Below are 19543 nucleotides of genomic sequence, written 5' to 3'. Positions count from 1 at the left end.
AAGAGCCGCAACCGGCACCCCGTTGCCCCCCCCCCCCCGACCCGCCGGCTATCCGCCGCCGGGGCGGCGTTCGATGACTTCGATGATGTGGGGTGTGACGAGGATGATCAGATCCTGCTTCACCTCGTTCTCTTTCGTGGTCCGGAACAGACTCCCGATCAGGGGGAGGTTCATCAGGCCGGGTATGCCGCTCCGGCTGCGGCTCACCTCACTCAGGGTGAGCCCCCCGATCACCGCCGTCTCGCCATCATCGAGCAGAAGCGTCGTCTCGCCGATCTGTTTCTCGAACACGAAGCCCACGTCGGAGAGACCAAGCTTCAGGCCGGACCGCTCGGCCATGAGCTCGAGTCGAATCTGGTTGTTGTTCGTCACATGCGGGACGACGTCGAGAATGATGCCGGTGTCCTCGAACTGCACGTTGACCCGCGCCGCCTCGGTCCGGGCACCCGGCTCCAGCACGCGGATCGGTGTCCGTTCGCCTACCTGGATTCTCGCGTGGGCATTGTCCACCACCTGAATCGACGGCACCGCCTGAACGTCCGAGAGTTGGTGAGACTCGAGGGCTTCGATGAACGCGAACAGAGAGAACTCGCCGAACGCGACCGCCGTCAGAATCTGGAGCGCCGCCGCCACCGGTCGATCATTCGCGTTCGCCAGGGCCGCGATCGCGTCGCCTCCAAGGTTCACGATCGTCTCGTTCGTTCGTCTGAAGAACGTCTGGTCGGGGACGCCGTCGCCATCGCTGTCGACGAACTGGGGCGGTTCGTTGGGGTCGGGCGCGGCAATGCGGTCGTTGAGGCCTTGCTCCACCAGCCCCCCGTTCCGCTGCTTGAGATCGTAGACGATCCCCAGTTGCTGGACGTCGGTCCGGTCAACGAACACGATCTTCGCTTCGACGGCTACCTGCGGAAGTCGCCGGTCCAGGGTCGCGACGATGGTGTCCAACCGTGCCACGACCGAAGGCGCGTCCGTGACGATGACCGTGTTGCTGCCCGCGAACGCGACGACCTGGCCTCGGTTGGGCGTCGCCAGATGGCGGAGGGTCTCGGCGACGGAATCCGCGCTCGCATAGTTGATCCGGATGACCCGCGTTTCGCTGAGAAGCTGGTCTCGCGCCTGCAGGTTCTCGAGCCAGTCAACGACGATGATGCCGCTCTCGGTCGTGTGCCAGCCGAGGTTCTGGGCTGAGAGGATCGCGCTCAGAGCCACATCCCACGGCTGATCTCTGATGTCGATGCCGCGCACGGTCACCGAGGCGACCTCGCCGTTCGGGACCACCGAGACGTCAGCGAACTCCGAGAAGCCGGCGAGTACGTCGAGCATGCTGGCGCTGTCGTACACGACGGAGATCCGCGGCTCCCCCTGTCCGGCGACCGGCAGCCGGCGGGAGGGTTGCGTCGTCTCCGCCGGGGTGGTCGCAGTCGACCAGGACGCAAACGTCGGGCCGGGATTGCGAAGGATGAGGCGGACTGCACCCGTGTCCATGGCGACCCGGTAGTCGGTCTCAAGAGTGAGATCGAAGACGATCCGTACGACATCGGGCCGAAACTGGCTCGACCGCATGCGAAGGACGCCGCCCCGGCCGATCCCCGTGTAGCTGTGACGCGCGAGCTTGTGGCTCGCTCCCTCCAGGTCGAGGAGGAGCCGCGGGGGGTCCGCGAGCATGAGGTGGCGTGCCGTGACCTCCCCTCCAACCAGGACCGTGATTTCAGTCTCCGATCCGGTCGGCGCGATCCGCACTTCCCGGACGTCGGCTGCCCCGTCGAAGCCGGTCGCGAGGGCGATCGCGAGGACCCACCGGCCCATCATCTTCCGGTACCCCGCTGCCGTCGGACCCTCAGTGTCTCGCTCCGACTGACCCCGAAGTTCGTGATCTCGAAGTCCACCTCGCCGGCGCGGATCCGGACGACCCGTGCCTCCCCGAGGACATCATCTTCCCGTGCCCGATACCTGCGGCCGGTCTTCCTGTCGGTCAGCGTCGCGACGCTGCCCAGGCCGGGGTTGAACAGCACGCCGGAGAGCCTGAGATCCGAGAAACGGGGCCCCCCTTGCTCGCCGATGTTGAGCGGCTGGAACGGGTCTCGCCGACCAAAGGCCGGGTACGTAAAGACTTCGCGTGCCAAGGGGGTCAGGATCGGCACTTGAGCCGAGGCGGACCCGACCGTCGAAGCGGAGGCCGCAGAGGCAAGGATCAGGGCGATCCCGAGAGGCCGGGTCGTGATCATCCGCGCTCCAGTGGAATGCCGCCGGCCGGCGGCAGGACGAAGGTCTCCAGGGTGAAGCGCACATGAACGAGTTGACGCCCTGAATTCGTAATGCGGGCGGGAACGATCTCCTCGACCTCCGGGCGCACGATGCGGGTGAAGGCCGCGACGCGAGCGAGGAACTGGCCGACCCGATGGTATCCGCCCTCGACCTGCATGGCCCAGTGTTGTCGCAGGAAGTAGCCGGCGGAGTCGGGCATCGGGTCGCTCGGTACGACGTGGACGAGCTCGAGCCCGAGTGACTGCGTCTCCGCAGCGATCGCCTCGTAGATCGCGGCGACTTCACTCGTTTCGGGCATAAGCCGCTGGAGAAGGGCGAACTGGCGTTCTCCGAGTTCGAGGTCATCGCGGACGGCATCCAGGTCGCCTGCGCGCGTTTCCGCGAGCGTATTCGCGCGCTCCGCCTGTTCGATGTGTTGCTCCAGTGCGGCGAGTTCGATCCGCCGGGGAGTCCAGACGTACAGATGGAAGGCGACCCCGAACCCCAGGAGAAAGATCAGGCACAGGAGCCGGGTCTGGTCGCGCGGGTCGCGGGGCAGGAGGGTCAAGGTGAGCCGGTCCCGGTCATGTCGGCGCGAGGAGCCGTGGGGGTGCCGGAGAGACGGAGAATCAGAGTGAAGGCCTGCCGGGAGACTTCGTCGGATTCGAAGCCCTGCTTCTGGCTACCGAGAATCCTGACTTCGCCGATGTAGTCGGATGCTCCCAGGTTCCTGACGAATTCCGTGATCGCCAGCGGATTGGCGGCGACACCGTGCAGTTCGAGGGCGAGGTCAGGCGGCGGCGACAGCCGGCGGAGAGAAATCAGCCACGCAAGGCGCGGGAGAGCGCGACTGATCTCGTCGAGGACGTGGGGCCACAGGAAGCGGCCTCGGTCAAGTTGTTCGACGAGGGCGGCCCGCTCCCGGATCTGGGTGGATCTGGCTGTGAGGCTGTCGCTGATGATCCGAAGCCCGGCGAGCCGTGCAGAGTCGGCCGCTGCGTCATCCAGCCGGCCGCGCAGGGTTTGCGCCGCGGAGCGCTGGATCCACCAGAGGAACGCCGCTCCGGACGGGATGGTCAGGGTCGCCACCAGAAGGGCCGTCCCCAGGAGGTCGAAGCGCGCGCGTCGCCGGCGGGACGGATCCTCGGACGATCCGCCCCTCGTGCCCGAGCGCTCCGATCCCGGCAGCAGATTGACTTCGATCACGGGCGCGGCGGTCCGTCTGCGTCGTGCATGCCGGTCACGGCCGACGGAGCGCCAGGCCGACGGACAGCATCAGCATGGGCGCCACATCGCCGAGATCCGTGCGATCCGCCACGTCAGGCCCGACATCGAGACGCTCGAGCGCATTCGCCACATGAGTCTCGACGCCCAGCCGCTGCGCGAGGAGATCCGACAGGCCGGAGGCGGCGACACCGCCGCCGCACAGGAAAATCCGGGCGAGCCCGAGTCCGAAACCACCCGCTTCGACGAACGCTCCGGCACGTTCGATGCCGTTCGCGATGCGGCCTGCGCGCGGGGTCACGTCGTCTCCCGACAATCCCCCGGTTCCGATCCCCAGGTCGCGCGCCAGCACCGGGACACCGTCAGCGAGGACATGCACGGTCGTGGCTTCGGCTCCCACGTCGACCAGCCCGGTGACTCCCTGCATGGCACCCGGGTAGTTGGCCTCGAGCGCATTGTGGAGAGCAAGGGCTTCTACATCGACCGCGACCGGGATGAGCCCCGCCCGCCGGAGCAGAGAGACCCGTGTCTCGATCAGCTCCCGCTTCGCCGCGGCGAGCAACACGGTCATCGTCGGACCCTCCCCCGAGGGATCTGTTATCACGAAGTCCAGCTGCACCGCTTCCATGTCGAACGGCACATGCTGCTCCGCCTCCCAGGGGATCGCTGCGCGGGCTTCCTCCTCATCCATTCGATCCACCTCGATCAGCTTGCTCATGACATCGCGCCCGCTCACGCCGATGACGACCTCACGCTGCGCGATCCCCCCGCGGGCGAACATCGAGGCGAGGGACTCGGCTACCCGGTCGGGATCCCTGATCGCCCCGGCGACCACAGTGCCCTCGGCGTTCGGGGCGATCGCGACCCTCGCCAGTCGGGGCGCGTTCCGGGCGTGATCCACAACCACGGCCTTGTTGAAGCCGCTCCCGATATCCAGGCCGACGGTCGTCCGTCGGCTCCGAAACCCGATCGCCGACAGCACCCGCCCGCCGCTCGCGGGCCGCCCAATCCTCATCGGACACCCATCTCAATTCCGAAGCGGCATCGGGTGGCTGATTCGGCGACCGGCCCCGAGTCTGTTGCGTCCGATGGCCGTCGCGACCAGGCGGACCTCGGCGACACGGGACAGGTCTCCCGAGGCGACACGCGCCTGTGTCGTCCCGTCCGACATCCCATACTCGAACGACGCGCCGGGCCCCAGCGGGAGAGCGAACTCCTGGCCGTTGCGACGGATCGAGAGCGTCCCCGGCTCGGAACTGGATGCCCGGATCGAATACGTGAGGCGGCCGTAGACCCGGGCGAGGGCGCCGCGCGGCGGGGTGGCCCCGAAACGACCGCCCCAGCCGCTCGCGCGGCGGAACTGCCTCGCGGACGCCTGGTTGGCTCGATCCGCCCCGGCTGCCCGGCAGGTAGCCTCCGCGTCAGCCGAGACACCCGAGACCGGCGTAAACCCGTCCGCGTAGATCCAGGGCACGGCGTAGGGACCGGAAACGGCGGTCCCGCGCCATCGGGACCGCAGGTTCGTGGCAGAAACGGAATCGTACACGAACAGGTCTGCGCCGCCGCCACCGACCGTGTCGCACACGATCGTCCTCAGCACGTCGAAACGAAGTGACACGGTATCCGGGGTGGCCTGCAGAAGATCTGCCGAACCGGCTCCGCGGATTTCCGCGCCCATCCCGTCCAGGAGCGCGCGCGTGGTTTGCGCGGCCTGGATGCCGTCTTCGTTACGGAGGTGAAAGCGGCTCTGGCTCGCGAGGAGCCCAATGAGTGCGGCGCCGAGCAGGCTCGCGCCCGCCAGGGCGACGAGCATTTCGGCGAGCGTGAATCCTTCCGGCCCGGCCGCTGGACCGGGTCGGCTCCGCGTCGCGGCGCTCACGGTGCCGCCGGCAGGGGTCGATCCCGCACCAGCAGGATTTCGAACGCGACCGTGGGACCGGGCGGCGAGGCGACCGTCACCTGAACCTGCTTCAACCGCGGCTCGGGGGTCGTCACGACATGCGAAGCCTGGTACCGCCGTCCGGCGACCTCGAGGGTCGTCGTGCCGGAGACCACGCGGTCATGCCCTTCCTGTACGATCGCCTCGACGGCCTTACGACCCGCCAGAGTGTACTGGGTGTCCCAGTTCGAGTGCCGCGCCTGCGAGGCGATCGCGATGGCCACGCCCGCGGCGCCGAGCACGCCGACCGACGACACCGCGATGGCCACCGCGACCTCAACGAGGCCGAACCCCGCGCATCGAGAACCACCCGCGACGTTCACCGCTGCAACGGGACGGCCCGGACCCGCCCCACGAAGTTCGACACGAGACGTACGCCCAGCCGACCGCGATAGAGGTAGAGGCTGCCCGGCGACCCGTGTCCTCGGGCATTGAACCGCAGGGTGGAAGGTCGAAGGCGGGCCGAGTCCAGCCGACCGAGCCCGTGCCGCGCGAGTTCGACGCGAGACAGGAGGCGGCCACCGCGCCGGGCCACTTCGAGCCGCGTGCCGACGAGTCTCACTTCCGTCGGCGCGTGGGTGGCAACGGCCTTGAGTCGCGCCAGCACCAACTGCGATTCCGCCACGCGGGCCGCGCGGCTCAGACCAAGCCGGTCAAGGGGTCCTCGCGACATGACGACGGCGGCCGCTGTGCCGGCGAGACAGATCGCCACCAACATTTCGACCAGGCTGAACCCACTCCACTGTGCACGGGATCGGTATCTTGCCACGGAGCGCCTCCCTCCATCGAATGAGCCTTGCGAGCTTCATCAAGGAGAGTCGTCTCCCGTGTCAACGGCGCCTCAACGACGCCGCCCCCGCCCGCGAACGGGGCGGGGCTCTGTCAGCAGCTGCTGGCAGGCAGGATCTGGCCCACCGCGCCCGTGGCGGAGGCGGCCGACGAGTTCACGCACCATGTCTGGTTCGAAGCTGCGTGCTTCGCGGTGATCTGGTACCCGTCCGTGTAGTCCGTCGCCGTCAGCGACACGTTCTGGCTGGCCTGGAAGTCCGGAGTTCCGTCACCGTCCAGATCCGCCGAGCCTCCGGCCGGGACGGTGGTGGCCGCGTAGGCCTGTGTGGTGAAGAAATAGGCCTCTTCCGCCGTCATCATGTTGCGAATGTCGCTCTTTGCGGCGGCATCGAACGCTTTTTCCTTCGTGCTCGTGAACTGCGGGATCGCCACCGCGGCGAGAATGCCGATGATGACGACCACGATCAGCAGTTCGATCAACGTGAACCCTTCTTCCCTCTTCATCTTCATCCCGCCCCTCACTTCACGCATCGGTGGATCCACGGCGGCTTCCCGGCACCGGCGCCGCCGACGCACAGACTCCGCGCTTTGCGGGAGACGGCGCGCGTTCGCGCTCCAGGAAGCCCTGCACTGACAACGGAGTATCAACCACGGGCCGACCCGGAGGGTTCGTCCATCCCCGGGTCGCACCAGTCGGGCCGCTCATCGAAGCCGGAGATCGAACGGATCCGTCCGTCCCTCAACGAAGCGGTGAGGGAGTGCAGGCGCCCGGCTCCATCGCTCAGCGGAAGGCGTAACGGACCGGCGCCGGCCCCGGCCCGCGATGCAGGAGGAGGCAACCCCGCAGCGCGCATCGCGCCCTCCACCGTGTCGAACCCGTGCAGGAATGCCACGGTCCACGAGCGGATCCGCGCGGGGGCACCCGGCCGCTCCGATCTGGCGCGCAGGCGAACCGACCAGTCCGAGCCCTCGAATCGCAACCATCGATCCTCGCCGACCCTCCGATCGGCGATCGCCCGCCCGAATCGTTCGGAGGCGGTGTCGGCCGGCTCGCCGATAAGGTCTCGCACGTCGGGGGGCGTCCCCCGTCTCGCGTCGCTGGCACTCGCGCACATGGAGCCAAGTAGAGGGACCACCGAACGCCCCGGCAAGCGGGAGTTGCGAAGCCTGTGCCACGGCCCCGCTACTGGATCGTATCGACGAGATCGAAGATCGGAAGGTACATGGCGATGATCATGCCGCCGACGAGGCCGCCCAGGACCACGATGAGGGCGGGCTCGAGCACCTTGAGGAGGCCTTCGACCGCGGCGTCGACCTCCTCGTCGTAGTAGTCGGCGATCCGGGCCAGCATGCCGTCGAGATCTCCCGTTTCTTCCCCCACATGGATCATCTGGGACACCATCGGCGGAAAAACACCGGTCTCCCGGAGCGGCCGCGCGATCGACTCTCCGCCCGCGATCGCGACCCTGCTCTCCAGCACCGCGTCGTGGATCACCCGGTTTCCCGCCGTCCGCGCCGTGACCTCGAGCCCTTCGAGGATGGGTACGCCCGACGAAAGCAGCGTACCGAGGGTCCGGGTGAAACGGGACACCGCCGTCCTGCGGAACAGCGAGCCGAGGATCGGGGACCGCAACAGGATGCGGTCGCAGCGCAGCCGCCCCGCTTCCGTGGCGACCCAGCGGCGCAGGAGCACGCAGACCACGCCGCCCAACGCAAGAATGGCCCACCACCAGCTCTCGACAGCCCGGGAGAGGGCGATGACCACGCGAGTCGGAAGAGGCAGCAGGGCATCGAAGCCCGCGAACACGTTCTCGAACGTCGGGATCACGAACAGGAGCAGCGTCGCGATCACCGCTACCGCCACTCCGAGCACCACGGCGGGATAGATCATGGCGCCCTTCACCTTCCTTCGGATCCGTTCGCTCTTCTCGAGGAAGACGGCGAGACGACCGAGAATCGTGTCGAGCCGGCTGCCGGATTCACCGGCCTCGACCATGTTCACATAGAGTCTCGTGAACACCGCCGGGTGTTGGCGGAGGGCGGCAGCCAGTGTACTTCCGGCTTCCACGTCGTGAAGTATTTCCCGCGCCACCGTCCGGAGCGCGGCGCTCCCGGTCTGCCGAGAGAGAGTCTCCAGCGCCTGCGTGAGCGGCAGACCCGCGTTGATCATGGCGGAGAGCTGACGGGTGAAGATGGCAAGTTCGCGCGGCCTCACACGGTCCCGCGGTTTGAGGGCGGCACGGATGGCCCCGGCCGGCGAAACGGCGCTACGCGTCCAGGCGGGCATATCGCCACACCTCCCAGGGGAGGCCGGGGGGGTAGTTGGACCGACCGCCAGCCCCAGCATCGTCCACCCCACACCCTCGCCGACGGCCGGTCTTCACCACCCCTCTCACTGGACGGCCCCGGCGGGTAGTGAAGTCCCGGTCATCCGTCTGAAGTCCGCCGGATCGGACGAGACCCGAAGGCATTCCTCGAAATCCGCGCTTCGCCGCACGTAGAGCCGGTAGAGGGAATCGTTGAGCGTCTGCATGCCGAACTTCCGGGCGGCCTGCATCGCCGAGTAGATCTGGTGCACCTTCTCCTCCCGGATCAGCGCCCGGGTCGCGGGGGTCGCGACCAGAACCTCGCAGGCCACGACGCGACCCTTCCCCCCGGCCCGGCGGAGGAGGGTCTGGGTGATCACCGCCTCGAACACGAGGGCGAACTGCGCCCGAATCTGCTCCTGCCGGTGGGAGGGGAAGGCGTCGATGATTCGGTTGATCGACTCCGCCGCCGAGTAGGTATGCAGCGTGGCGAGCGCCAGGTGTCCGGTCTCCGCGACCGTGAGCGCCGCCTGGATCGTCTCCGGATCCCGCATCTCGCCGATGAGGATCACGTCGGGGTCCTGCCGGAGCGCGTACTTCAGGGCGTGGGCGAAGCTGCGGGTGTCGTACCCGACCTCGCGCTGGTTGACGATGCACCTCTTGTGGGAATGCACGAATTCGATCGGGTCCTCGATCGTGACGATGTGACCCGCCCGTTCGGTGTTAATCCGATCCACCATGGCCGCCAGCGTCGTCGACTTGCCTGAGCCGGTGGGCCCGGTGACCAGCACCAACCCCCGCGGCTTCCGGGTGAGTCGGGTCACGACGGGCGGGATACCGAGTTCTCTCAGCGTTCGGATCTCGACCGGAATCCGGCGGATCGCACAGGCCACGTTCCCGCGCTGCCTGAACAGGTTCACACGGAAGCGGGACAGGTTCGCGACCGAGAAGCTCAGGTCAAGATCGGCGTCCCGCGCGAAACGCTTCCTCTGGCTGTCGGTGAGGAGGGAGCCCCCGAGCGCCTCCGTGTCGTCGGGACCCAGGACCCCCTCGTCGACGCAGTCCGCCAGCCGGCCGTCGATCCGAAGCTTCGGACGACCGCCCGCCGTGAGGTGCAGGTCGGACGCGCCCCGCTCGATCATCTCGTTCAGCAGTGCGCGCAGCCGGACGCTCGCGACGGGACCTGTTTCCATGACCTCCTCTTCTGGCGCTCGCGGCGGGCGACCCGCCGACCTACGCCGGAGTCTCCCTGAGTACCTCGTCGAGTGTGGCGATCCCCTTCCTCGCCTTGATCAGTCCGTCTTCCCGCAGCGTGACCATCCCTTCCCTGACGGCTCGCCGTTCGATGTCCTCCGCGGACGCGGACGCCAGGACCAGCCGTCGGATGGCGGACGACATCGGGAGCACCTCGTACAGTCCCTGCCGGCCGGAATACCCGGAGCCTCCGCAGGCGTCGCAGCCCTCTCCGTGGTAGAAAACTCGGTCCGCGTCCGGGGAGTCGTCTGTCCCGAACGAGCGAAGGAGTTCGCGCGGATGGGTCGTCTCGGCCCTGCAATGCCCACAGATCCGGCGTACGAGCCGCTGGGCGGTGATCACGCTCACGGCGGCGGCGACGTTGAACGCCTCGATCCCCATGTCCACGAGACGTGTCGTGGTCGAAGCGGCGTCATTGGTGTGGAGCGTCGAAAGGACGAGGTGGCCCGTCAGCGCCGCCTTGACGGCGATGCCCCCCGTCTCGGAGTCGCGGATCTCGCCCACCATCACGATGTTCGGATCCTGCCGCAGGAAGGCGCGCAGCGTGGACGCGAAGGTGAGGCCGATCCCGGATCGGACCTGGACCTGGTTGATGCCGCGGATGCTGTACTCGACCGGATCCTCGGCAGTCAGGATATTGACGTCCTCCGTGTTCAGCCGGGTGAGCGCGCTGTACAGGGTCGTGGTCTTCCCCGACCCCGTGGGCCCGGTAACGAGGATCATGCCTGTGGACTGGGCGACCGCGTCGAGCAGGACGCGTTCCGCGCGTTCCTCCATGCCGAAGGCCTCGAGGTCGAACGCCAGCCTCCCCTTGTCCAGGATCCGAAGCGCGATCCTCTCGCCGAACAGCGTGGGGAGGGTCGAGACACGGAAGTCGATGACCTTCTCTCCCACCCTCATCTTCATCCGGCCGTCCTGGGGCAGCCGACGCTCCGCGATGTTCAGGTCGGCCAGGATCTTGATGCGCGACGTCAACGCGGCCGTCATTCGAAACGGAGGGCGCATGATTTCACGCAGCTTTCCGTCAAGGCGGTAGCGGACGCGGACCTCGCGCTCATAGGGCTCGACGCTTACGTCGGATGCGCCGCGGCGGACGGCGTCACGGAGGATTGAGTTGATCAGCCTGACGACCGGCTCCTCCTCGACTTCGGCCCTCAGCACCACGTCGTTGTAGTCATCGGGCCCGGTGTCCTCGACCCGCTCGATCTCCTTCGCCTCGAACCCGGTCCCCGTTTCCCGGAGGGCGGTGGGTGAGATTCCGTAGTGCTCGTCGATCAGTTGCCGCAGTGTGTATTCCCCTGCGGCGACCGGATCGATTTCGAATCGGGTGATGAACTTCAGGTCATCGATGAGGTTCAGGTTGGAGGGGTCCGCCATGGCCACGGTGAGCCTCCGCCCGGAGCGGCGGAGCGGCAGAACCAGATGCCGGATCGCGAAATCGGCCGGAACAAGCCGGAGGACCCTGCCGTCCGCCTTCTCCAGTTCCGGGCTCGGGGCCGGTCGGCTCACGGAGGCCGCCCCAGTCATGGCGTTCCCGCGCATATGCGATCCGCCAGCCGGGCAAGCGAGCGGTCACCTATACCGCTGACGCGCGTGAGTGCCTGCGGTCGCTCGAAGGGCCCGTTCGCGAGCCTGTCGTCGACGATGCGGTTCGCGATGACGGACCCGATGCCGGGCAGGCTCTCGAGTTGCTCGCGGCTGGCGCGATTCAGGTCGACCAGACTCCCGCCCGGTGGACAGCCGGCCAGCCCTGCGGAAGGGCCGCGGGGAGACCCTCCGGCGAATCCGGGACGCAGTGGCTCCGGCTCGAACCGAAGGTGCGGCGCGAGGCGGCCGGCGGTGACCTCTCCGACGCCGGCCACACGCTTGAGGTCACCCGCCTCCCGGAAGGGGTCCCGCTCCCGTTCCTCGACGATGGCCTGCGCGAGACTCGGGCCGACTCCGGGCAGCCGGCGCAGCTCGTCGACCGAAGCATGATTCACATCGATCCGCTCGCCCTCGGCGAGAGGGGTCTGCGCTCGCTGCTCCCGCACCAGGGCGGAAATCACGTCCCCCTCGACGCCGCGCAGGTCACGCTCGGGATCGATCTTCTCGAGGCCGTCCAATCGACCCGGGTCGGGCGCGAGGACGGTGCGGGCGATGATACTTACGCCCACGAGGACAAGAGCCGTGCCCAGGGCCTTCCGTTCCGCGCGATTCAGATCCCACAAACCCCCACCTCCCCGATCAAGCCGATTGCGGCCCGATGGTCGGAGTCTGTGTCAATCGACTGTCAAACGGTCCGGGGCGGCTGGAAGATGGCGGCTAGAAGATGAAGGTGATCTCGGCCCAGCCGTCGACGGGGTCGCCGTCACGGAGGGCCGGCCTGTACTCCCAGCCGCGTACCTGTCGGATGATATCGCGGTTGAACCCCTCATCCGGGGTCGGTGGGAGCAGTTCCACGAAGCCGGGGCGGCCGGTGGCGTCGACGAAGATCCGCACGGTCACCTCCATGCCCCGCACGGAGCCCGGGGGATCCCAGTGCGGCACGACCGATCTCGGTACGGGCGCTATGTAGCCTCCATCCACGCCCCCACCCTCTCCGTCGTCTCCCTGGCCCGCCCCTTCGCCGCGGCCGGCGGACGGCGCGGGTACGCCGACCGGGAGCAGATCTGCCGCGATCCGGTTTGCCTCCGTCTCCTGTATCTCGACTTCGGGCACGTCGACCGCGAGCACGGGCCGGGGAGGCGGGGGGATCTCGGCGCTGCGGGGCACGGACACGCGCAGCGAGCGCAGTCCTCCGCCGCCCGGGGCGAGATCCGGATCCGACCCGCGCGGCTGAGCGCTGGCAAACTCCGGCACCGGACGGACCCAGGCGAAGAAGAGCAGCGCGTGGAGAAGCGCGGACGCCAGCATTCCGCCCCACCACGCGGCCCGCCCCCGACGCTTGCCTGTCGCTGTCTCACGCACTGTCTGATTCGGCTCCCACCCAGATTGGGGTTTCGCCAACGACGCATCGTACGGAACTCCGTCGCCCCGGGTTCCCCGGCCCCCGGCCGCACACCTCCGATGTGGCGCGTAATCTTGCCGCCCGGTCCGCCGTTCCGGCACATTGTGCGCCGCCCGACCCATCCTCCAGGGAGGAGTCTTCGTCCGTCTCCATGAAAGCGATCCTCAAGTCCGAGGCGGCGCCCGGCCTCGCCCTGCGCGACGTGCCCCTCCCCGAGATCCGTTCCAGCGAGGTCCTGATCAAGGTGCGACGCGCGGGCATCTGCGGCACGGATCTCCACATCCATCAATGGGACCACTGGTCTCGGAACCGCGTGAATCCGCCGCTCGTCCTCGGACACGAGTTCATGGGAGAGGTCGTCGAGACGGGCCGTCTCGTCCAGAACATCGAGGCCGGGGACCGGGTCTCCGCCGAAGGACACATCGTCTGCGGCCACTGCGAGTTCTGCGGTACGGGGCAGTCGCATGTGTGCCGGGACACGCAGATCATCGGCATCGACCGGGACGGCGCGTTCGCGGAATACGTCTCCATCCCGGCGGCGAACATCATTCACATCCCGGACTCGATCAGTGACGACCACGCGGCCCTGTTCGACCCACTCGGGAACGCGTTCCATACGGTCCTGCACACCGACGTGGCGGGGAAAGTCGTGGCCGTGGTGGGGTGCGGCCCGATCGGGCTGTTCGCGATCGGGATCGCCCGCGTGGCGGGCGCGGCCAGAGTGATCGCGATCGAACCGCACGAGGGACGACGCGAACTCGCCGGCCGGATGGGGGCGCACGATTGCCTCGATCCCCTGGGCGGCGGCGTCGAGGACGAGATCGCGGAACTCACCGGGGGCTACGGCGCCCATGTCGTGTGCGAGATGAGCGGGCACCCCGAGGGCGTGCGCTCCGCCTTCCGCATCTGCCGTAACGGGGGCCACGTCCGTCTGCTGGGCCTGCCCAAACACACGGTCGAGGTCAATCTGGCGCGCGACATCATCTTCAAGGGTCTCCACGTCTACGGCGTCGTGGGGCGGCTCATGTACCGGACGTGGATCGAGATGCGGCACTTTCTGGCCGCAGGCCGCCTCGACCTCGACCCGGTGATCACGCACCGTCTGCCGCTCCCCCGCTTCGAAGAAGGGATCGATGCCATGCACTCCGGCGAGGCGGCGAAGGTCGTCCTCGCGCTGGACTAGCCAGCCTTGGCAAGACCGCGCTGCCCGCGTCTCGCGGCTCTCGTGCTCACGCTGCTGATCACGTCCGGTTGCTGGCGGCTCGGAGACGCCATTCCGAGCGACGCGCTCGTCACCTGGGTCGCCTATCCCGAGACCGTGCGGGTGGATGCCCCGTTCTCCTTCGAGTTCGCCGGCCCCGTTTCCCCCGACGGCTGCGGCCGGCTGGACACGGCCACGCTCGCGGTCACGGAGTCCTCGATCGAACTCGCGGCTCGTCGCAGTACCTTCCGGGCCATGTGCGCCCCCCAGCACATCAGCTTCTACGAGGCGCGCCCGCTCACGATTGGTACGCCGGGCGAATACGTCGTGCGTGCCCCGACGGGCATCGAACTCGGCACGCTCGTGGCGACCGACACGGGCCGCTTCTCTGCCGTCCGCACGTGGGGAGAGGGCACGATCCGCGAGGCGGCCGGATGCTGGCTGTTCGGACCGGGGTGGATCGGGAGCCAGCGGGTATTCGCGCTCGACGGCCTCGACCCCGGGCTTCAGGAGGTGGGCACCAACCGTGTGATCTATGTCAGGGGACAACTGCGCGGCTTCATCTCGTGCGGGAACTGGGGTTCGCGCCCCAGAATCCGGGTCGACACCGCGTGGGCCACGGAGAAGCGGGTCGGAGATCTGTACCCGTGAGGACGGTATCATGACACTGTATGAGGAGCGGGATGTGATGACGTCGAATGTGAACCCGGGGCTCGAGCACCGGCTCGCGTCCGAACTCGGGGAGATGAGGGAGAACGGGGTTCACAAGGAGTTGCTGCACATCATGGGGCGTCAGTCTCCCGTGGTGGACATCGCCGGTCTGGGCGAGACCATCAACATGTGTTCGAACAACTACCTGGGACTGTGCGACGAGCCGTCCGTGATGCAGGCCGTGAAGGACGGCACGGACAAGTACGGCGCGGGCACGTCATCGGTACGTTTCATCTGTGGTTCGTTCGACATTCACCGCCAGCTCGAGGCAGAGATCGCCGACTTCCTCGAGACTCCGGCCTCGCTCACCTATACGTCGGCGTGGAACGCGAACGAGGGTCTGTTCGCGCCTCTCCTCGGTCCGGAGGACGCGCTGATCTCGGACCGTCTCAATCACGCCTGCATCATCGACGGGATCCGCCTCTGCAAGGCTCGCCGGCTGATCTACGACCACATGGACATGGACTCGCTGCGCGAGGCACTGGAATCGTCCCGGGACGCGCGGCACCGGCTCGTCATCACCGACGGCATCTTCTCGATGGAGGGGGAGATCGCGCCGCTCCCCGAGATCCGCGAGTTGTGCGACCGGTACGACGCGATCATGGCGGTCGATGACTCGCACGCGACGGGCGTGCTGGGAGACACAGGGCGCGGGACGCCTGAACACTACGGAATGCACGGCGAGGTCGACATCGTCACATCGACGCTCGGGAAGGCGCTCGGGGGCATGGCGGGCGGGTTCACGGCGAGTTCCGAAGCCGTCATCGACTATCTCATCCAGACTTCGCGGACACAGTTGTTCACCAACGCCCTGCCCTGCCATTCGGCGTGCGGCGCGCTGGCCGCGATCCGCCACCTCGAGGAGCACCCCGAACTCGTGGGCCGGCTCCGCGACAACACGGAACACTATCGCGAGGGTTTGATCGAACTGGGGTACAAGCCGATCCCCGGAGGCACCCCCATCGTCCCGGTGATCATCGGGAAGACGGCGGACGCCATTCGGCTCAGTCGCGAACTGTTGCGCGAAGGTGTCTTCGTGATCGGGTTCGGCTATCCGGTGGTCCCGCGCGGCGAGGCCCGTATCCGCTGCCAGCTGTCGGCCGCACACACACGCGAACACATCGACGTCGCGCTCGCCGCCCTGAAGAAGGTGGGCCAACGTCTCGACCTCATCTGAACCGGACCTGACTGGCGGGAGTATCGAATCGTGGATGACCGCGGACTGAAGAGGGACATGCCCGGAGGCCTGATGATCGCGCCTTCGATCCTGGCCGCCGACTATGCGCGGCTGGGCGCGGAGGTGGCCGAGGCGGAGGCCGCCGGCGCGCAGTGGTTCCAGATTGATGTGATGGACGGGCATTTCGTCCCGAACCTCACGATCGGGCTGCCGGTGCTCGAGTCGCTCCGCGCGGTGACGGACGCGTTCCTGGACGTACACCTGATGATCGACAACCCCGGCGAGTTTCTGGAACCCTTCGCGGCGGCGGGCGCCGACCTGATCACGGTCCACCAGGAGGCCTCCGCTCACCTGCACGGAGACCTGCACCGGATCCGGGAGCTGGGCTGCTACGCCGGCGTGGCGCTCAACCCGGCCACTCCCGCCGAGACATTGTCGGAAGTGCTGGGGTACGTCGACCTCGTGCTCGTGATGACCGTGAACCCCGGCTTCGGGGGGCAGAAGTTCATCGGCGAGGCGGTGCCGAAGATCTCCACCGTCCTCCGGATGGCCGCAGACCGCGGGTCGGCTCCGCCGGTCGTCCAGGTCGACGGGGGGATCGACCCGAGCTCGGCTCCCGTCTGCGCCGCCGCCGGGGCGTCGTCGTTCGTGGCCGGCTCTTCGGTGTTCCGGTGGGCACCGGGGATCGCCGCGAACATGGCGGCGCTGCGCGCGTCACTCGCCGTCCACGTCTGAGGGTGCCGTGAGCGACGAGCTTTCGCGTGACGAGCTGGTCCGGTACGGGCGCCACGTCAGCATCCCGGAAGTGGGCCTGGAAGGGCAGCGGCGGCTACGGGCATCGAGCGTCCTCATCGTCGGGGCGGGCGGTCTCGGTTCCCCCGCCGCCCTCTACCTCGCCGCCGCCGGAGTGGGGCGGCTCGGGCTGGTGGACCACGACCTCGTCGAACTCTCCAACCTTCAGCGTCAGGTGCTTCACGACACGCGTGCGGTCGGCACGTCCAAGCTCGCTTCCGCCCGGGCGCGGCTCGAAGGGCTGAACCCGCACGTCGCGGTGGAAACGTTCGAGACCCGCCTGGATTCCGGCAATGCGCTGGACATCCTCGCGGGGTGGGACTTCGTGGTCGACGGAAGCGACAACTTCCCGACCCGGTATCTGGTGAACGACGCCTGTGTGATGCTCGGGACGCCCTTCGCGTACGGGGCCATCCTCCGCTTCGAGGGCCAGGCGTCGGTCTTCGCGGCCCCGGGAGGCCCTTGTTATCGCTGCCTTTTCCGGGATCCTCCGCCGCCCGATCTCGTGCCCAACTGCGCGGAGGCGGGGGTGCTCGGAGTCCTGCCGGGCATCGTGGGGTCGATCCAGGCGAATGAGGCCATCAAATGGCTGGCCGGGATCGGTGACACACTTGCCGGACGCCTGCTCCTGATCGATGCCCTGCGGATGGAGTTCCGTTCGTTGAACATCACGCCGGACCCCGAATGCGCGGTATGCGGGCCGAAGCCGAGCGTGACGGAACTCATCGACTACGAACGCTTCTGCAGGGGGCCGTTGGACGGTGCGGACGCTGGCCCCGCGGAAACGGAGGACACCGAGGAAGCCATGGAAGAGCTGGAGATCGACGTACATGAACTGAAACGCCGCGTCGACGACGGGGAGACGTTCCAGCTCGTCGATGTGCGTGAAGACTACGAGTGGGACATCTGCAACCTGGCGCACGCGGGGGCACGGCTCGTGCCGCTCGCCACGCTTCCGGAAGCCGTCGAGAGCTTCGATCGGGCGGCCCCGCTCATCATCCATTGTCGCTCAGGGCCCCGGGGAGACCGGGCCGTCGCGTACCTGCGCGCGATGGGGTACGACAATGCGGTGAACCTCGCGGGCGGCATTCTCGCCTGGGCCGAGGAGATCGAACCCGGAATGCCGCAGTACTGATGACACCGCCGACCCCGCGCATCGTCTCCCTGCTCGCGTCGGGGACGGAGATCGTCGACGCCCTCGGTCTCGATGGGTACCTCGTCGGCATCTCTCACGAGTGCGATCACCCGCCGCACCTGCTCGACCGTCCACGGGTCAGCCGACCGCGCTTCGATCCCCGGGGCCTGTCCAGCGGCGAGATCGACGCGGCGGTGCGACGGGCGATGACGGAGTACGGCAGCGTCTACGAGATCGACGAACCCGTCCTTGAGGACCTCGACCCCGACATCATCATCACGCAGGCCGTCTGCGAAGTCTGCGCCGTGCCGACCGGCGGCGTGCGGGAGGTCCTCGGCGCGCGGGGTATCGAGGCCGAGATCGTATCGCTCGACGCGCACACGATCGAAGACATTCTCGCCTCGGTGGCGCAGGTGGCACGCGCCGCCGGAAATGCGGAGACCTCGCGAAGCGCGACGGTGGCGCTGAGAGGGCGACTTGACGCCGTGCGAGACGTCGTGCGCGGCGCCGAGCGTCCTCGGGTGCTGGGCATCGAATGGCTCGACCCGCCGTTCGCACCCGGACACTGGGTACCGGAGATGATCGACCTCGCCGGGGGTCGGAACCTGATCGGCGAGGCGGGCCGCCCCTCCCGTGAGGTGCGGTGGGACGAGCTGGAAGGGCTGGACCCGGACGCGCTGCTCATCATGCCCTGCGGATACGGTCTCGAAGGGGCCCGGGCCGATGCAGACGCCCATGCCGAGCGCCTGCGGCGGGTCGCGCCGCGCGCCATCGCGGAGGGCCGGGCCTGGGTCGTCGACGCCTCCTCGTACTTCAACCGCTCGGGTCCCCGCTTCGTGACGGGCGTCGAGATCCTCGGCGGACTGCTGCACCCGGACCTCCTCCCCGCGCCCGCTTCGGAGCACGCCTCGGTCTGGGCGACGCGACGTTAGCAGCCCGTGGTGAAACTCCGCTGCCAGCGACCGCCGGCCGGTTCAGGCCGCCGCAGGAACCATCACGAAGCCGGCCGTTCCGAAGTGCCGGTCCAGCGTCAGCGCTTCTTCGATACCCAATTCGGTCATGATGGCAAAGCTCGCCGCGTCGGCGAGCGAGAAGCTCTGGTCGGAAAAGCGCCGGAGCCACCGGGCTACGGCCACCGCTTCCCGCTCACTCGTGACGTACTCGACTCGATTTGGAGGTTGCCGGATCGCCTCCAGAAAGGTGAGCGCGGCCCGCCGTCCACCTCGACGCAGCAGGAGGGCATGAGTCTCTGTCACCACGAGGTTTGTGGTGACGACTGCCGCACCCGCGCGGACTCGAACCCGAAGGGCCCCGGCGACCGCCTTGTGGTCCGGGTGGGCGCGGTCAGACAGCGGATACCAAGCGCTCGTATCGACGAACAGCGACCTCACCCGGACGCGCCGCCACGAGGCTCGTCCGGCGAATCGAGCGACCAGGCATCGATTTCGCCGGCGGTGAGGAACTCGTCGTGATCGCGCGCTACATCGGCGTGCGGCTCCCCCGGCGGTGGTCGCGTCCCGCAGAAGATACCGATGATCGACAGCGCGGGGTGAAGATCCGGGTCCGAGAGCTGTAACTCCAGCGCCTCGAGGCCTCTCCGCAGAACGTCCGACTTCGTCGTGTCGAGCGTGACCCTCAGACGTTCGAGCCGATCGCGCTCCGTCGCCGCCAGATAGACCTGGACCGGCTCCGAGACTCGCCGCCCTTTGCCCTCGTGTATCATGAATTGCTGTCATGATTCATGATACGAGGCAGACCGCCGGGATGCTAACCACGGGCTGG

The 19543-nt window shown here is 68.0% G+C and carries 23 protein-coding genes; 6 read left to right on the top strand and 17 right to left on the bottom strand.

Features of this window, described 5'->3' with window-relative positions; all coding sequences use genetic code 11:
- Positions 1–48: 48 nt before the first annotated feature.
- The 15 genes from ACN9M6_RS12290 to ACN9M6_RS12220 all read right to left on the bottom strand — a co-directional run bounded on the left by ACN9M6_RS12290 (position 49) and on the right by ACN9M6_RS12220 (position 12651).
- Positions 49–1809 (bottom strand): secretin N-terminal domain-containing protein, encoded by a 1761-nt coding sequence (locus tag ACN9M6_RS12290; protein WP_419163192.1) that lies wholly within the window; start codon positions 1807–1809, stop codon positions 49–51.
- Complete coding sequence (locus ACN9M6_RS12285) at positions 1806–2225, bottom strand: hypothetical protein (RefSeq protein WP_419163191.1); 420 nt, start codon at positions 2223–2225, stop codon at positions 1806–1808. The genes ACN9M6_RS12290 and ACN9M6_RS12285 overlap by 4 nt, the downstream gene beginning before the upstream one ends.
- Positions 2222–2812 carry a type 4a pilus biogenesis protein PilO gene (locus ACN9M6_RS12280; protein ID WP_419163190.1) on the bottom strand — a complete coding sequence of 197 codons (591 nt, stop codon included), beginning with the start codon at positions 2810–2812 and terminating at the stop codon, positions 2222–2224. Before ACN9M6_RS12280 ends, ACN9M6_RS12285 begins: the two co-directional genes overlap by 4 nt.
- The gene (locus ACN9M6_RS12275) at positions 2809–3450 is read right to left on the bottom strand and encodes a PilN domain-containing protein (protein ID WP_419163189.1); all 642 of its coding nucleotides are present in this window, start codon (positions 3448–3450) and stop codon (positions 2809–2811) included. Before ACN9M6_RS12275 ends, ACN9M6_RS12280 begins: the two co-directional genes overlap by 4 nt.
- A 34-nt stretch (positions 3451–3484) precedes the next feature.
- Positions 3485–4483, bottom strand: coding sequence for a type IV pilus biogenesis protein PilM (pilM, locus tag ACN9M6_RS12270; protein ID WP_419163188.1), 999 nt, complete (start codon positions 4481–4483; stop codon positions 3485–3487).
- Positions 4484–4495: 12 nt separating this feature from the next.
- Positions 4496–5347, bottom strand: coding sequence for a hypothetical protein (locus ACN9M6_RS12265; protein WP_419163187.1), 852 nt, complete (start codon positions 5345–5347; stop codon positions 4496–4498).
- The gene (locus tag ACN9M6_RS12260; protein ID WP_419163186.1) at positions 5344–5730 is read right to left on the bottom strand and encodes a prepilin-type N-terminal cleavage/methylation domain-containing protein; all 387 of its coding nucleotides are present in this window, start codon (positions 5728–5730) and stop codon (positions 5344–5346) included. Before ACN9M6_RS12260 ends, ACN9M6_RS12265 begins: the two co-directional genes overlap by 4 nt.
- Positions 5727–6176 (bottom strand): prepilin-type N-terminal cleavage/methylation domain-containing protein, encoded by a 450-nt coding sequence (locus tag ACN9M6_RS12255; RefSeq protein ID WP_419163185.1) that lies wholly within the window; start codon positions 6174–6176, stop codon positions 5727–5729. The genes ACN9M6_RS12260 and ACN9M6_RS12255 overlap by 4 nt, the downstream gene beginning before the upstream one ends.
- Before the next feature lie 113 nt (positions 6177–6289).
- Positions 6290–6706: a type IV pilin protein gene (locus ACN9M6_RS12250; RefSeq protein WP_419163184.1), complete on the bottom strand. Its 417-nt coding sequence runs from the start codon at positions 6704–6706 to the stop codon at positions 6290–6292.
- 134 nt (positions 6707–6840) lie between these two features.
- A complete protein-coding gene (locus ACN9M6_RS12245) occupies positions 6841–7266 on the bottom strand; it encodes a hypothetical protein (protein ID WP_419163183.1) in 426 nt (141 codons plus the stop codon).
- Positions 7267–7379: 113 nt separating this feature from the next.
- Entirely contained in the window at positions 7380–8483 is a 1104-nt protein-coding gene (locus tag ACN9M6_RS12240; protein WP_419163182.1) for a type II secretion system F family protein, read from the bottom strand.
- Between the two features lie 105 nt (positions 8484–8588).
- Positions 8589–9695 (bottom strand): type IV pilus twitching motility protein PilT, encoded by a 1107-nt coding sequence (locus ACN9M6_RS12235; protein WP_419163181.1) that lies wholly within the window; start codon positions 9693–9695, stop codon positions 8589–8591.
- Positions 9696–9735: 40 nt separating this feature from the next.
- Positions 9736–11265: a GspE/PulE family protein gene (locus ACN9M6_RS12230; RefSeq protein WP_419163180.1), complete on the bottom strand. Its 1530-nt coding sequence runs from the start codon at positions 11263–11265 to the stop codon at positions 9736–9738.
- Positions 11266–11279: 14 nt separating this feature from the next.
- A complete protein-coding gene (locus tag ACN9M6_RS12225; protein WP_419163179.1) occupies positions 11280–11966 on the bottom strand; it encodes a ComEA family DNA-binding protein in 687 nt (228 codons plus the stop codon).
- A gap of 94 nt (positions 11967–12060) precedes the next feature.
- A complete protein-coding gene (locus ACN9M6_RS12220) occupies positions 12061–12651 on the bottom strand; it encodes an energy transducer TonB family protein (RefSeq protein WP_419163178.1) in 591 nt (196 codons plus the stop codon).
- A gap of 245 nt (positions 12652–12896) precedes the next feature.
- Here ACN9M6_RS12220 and tdh point away from each other — a divergent pair, with 245 nt between their 5' ends.
- The 6 genes from tdh to ACN9M6_RS12190 all read left to right on the top strand — a co-directional run bounded on the left by tdh (position 12897) and on the right by ACN9M6_RS12190 (position 18693).
- The gene (gene tdh / locus ACN9M6_RS12215) at positions 12897–13928 is read left to right on the top strand and encodes an L-threonine 3-dehydrogenase (RefSeq protein ID WP_419163177.1); all 1032 of its coding nucleotides are present in this window, start codon (positions 12897–12899) and stop codon (positions 13926–13928) included.
- A gap of 6 nt (positions 13929–13934) precedes the next feature.
- Entirely contained in the window at positions 13935–14597 is a 663-nt protein-coding gene (locus tag ACN9M6_RS12210; RefSeq protein WP_419163176.1) for a hypothetical protein, read from the top strand.
- A 10-nt stretch (positions 14598–14607) separates the two neighbouring features.
- The gene (locus ACN9M6_RS12205; RefSeq protein ID WP_419163175.1) at positions 14608–15834 is read left to right on the top strand and encodes a glycine C-acetyltransferase; all 1227 of its coding nucleotides are present in this window, start codon (positions 14608–14610) and stop codon (positions 15832–15834) included.
- Positions 15835–15906: 72 nt separating this feature from the next.
- Positions 15907–16569: a ribulose-phosphate 3-epimerase gene (gene rpe / locus ACN9M6_RS12200; protein WP_419163174.1), complete on the top strand. Its 663-nt coding sequence runs from the start codon at positions 15907–15909 to the stop codon at positions 16567–16569.
- Positions 16570–16576: 7 nt separating this feature from the next.
- Positions 16577–17761, top strand: coding sequence for a molybdopterin-synthase adenylyltransferase MoeB (moeB, locus tag ACN9M6_RS12195; RefSeq protein WP_419163173.1), 1185 nt, complete (start codon positions 16577–16579; stop codon positions 17759–17761).
- Positions 17761–18693: a cobalamin-binding protein gene (locus ACN9M6_RS12190; protein ID WP_419163172.1), complete on the top strand. Its 933-nt coding sequence runs from the start codon at positions 17761–17763 to the stop codon at positions 18691–18693. Before moeB ends, ACN9M6_RS12190 begins: the two co-directional genes overlap by 1 nt.
- A 42-nt stretch (positions 18694–18735) precedes the next feature.
- On the opposite strand, the gene ACN9M6_RS12185 is transcribed toward ACN9M6_RS12190, so the two are convergent.
- Entirely contained in the window at positions 18736–19152 is a 417-nt protein-coding gene (locus tag ACN9M6_RS12185) for a type II toxin-antitoxin system VapC family toxin (RefSeq protein WP_419163171.1), read from the bottom strand.
- Positions 19149–19484, bottom strand: a complete 336-nt coding sequence (locus ACN9M6_RS12180) for a hypothetical protein (protein WP_419163170.1) — start codon at positions 19482–19484, stop codon at positions 19149–19151. Before ACN9M6_RS12180 ends, ACN9M6_RS12185 begins: the two co-directional genes overlap by 4 nt.
- Between the last annotated feature and the right edge of the window lie 59 nt (positions 19485–19543).

The organism is Candidatus Palauibacter sp., from assembly GCF_965197445.1.
In the GTDB taxonomy this organism is placed as follows: domain Bacteria; phylum Gemmatimonadota; class Gemmatimonadetes; order Palauibacterales; family Palauibacteraceae; genus Palauibacter.
The sequence above is the reverse complement of the archived record's forward strand: the minus strand, read 5'-3'. Positions and strand labels throughout refer to the sequence as shown.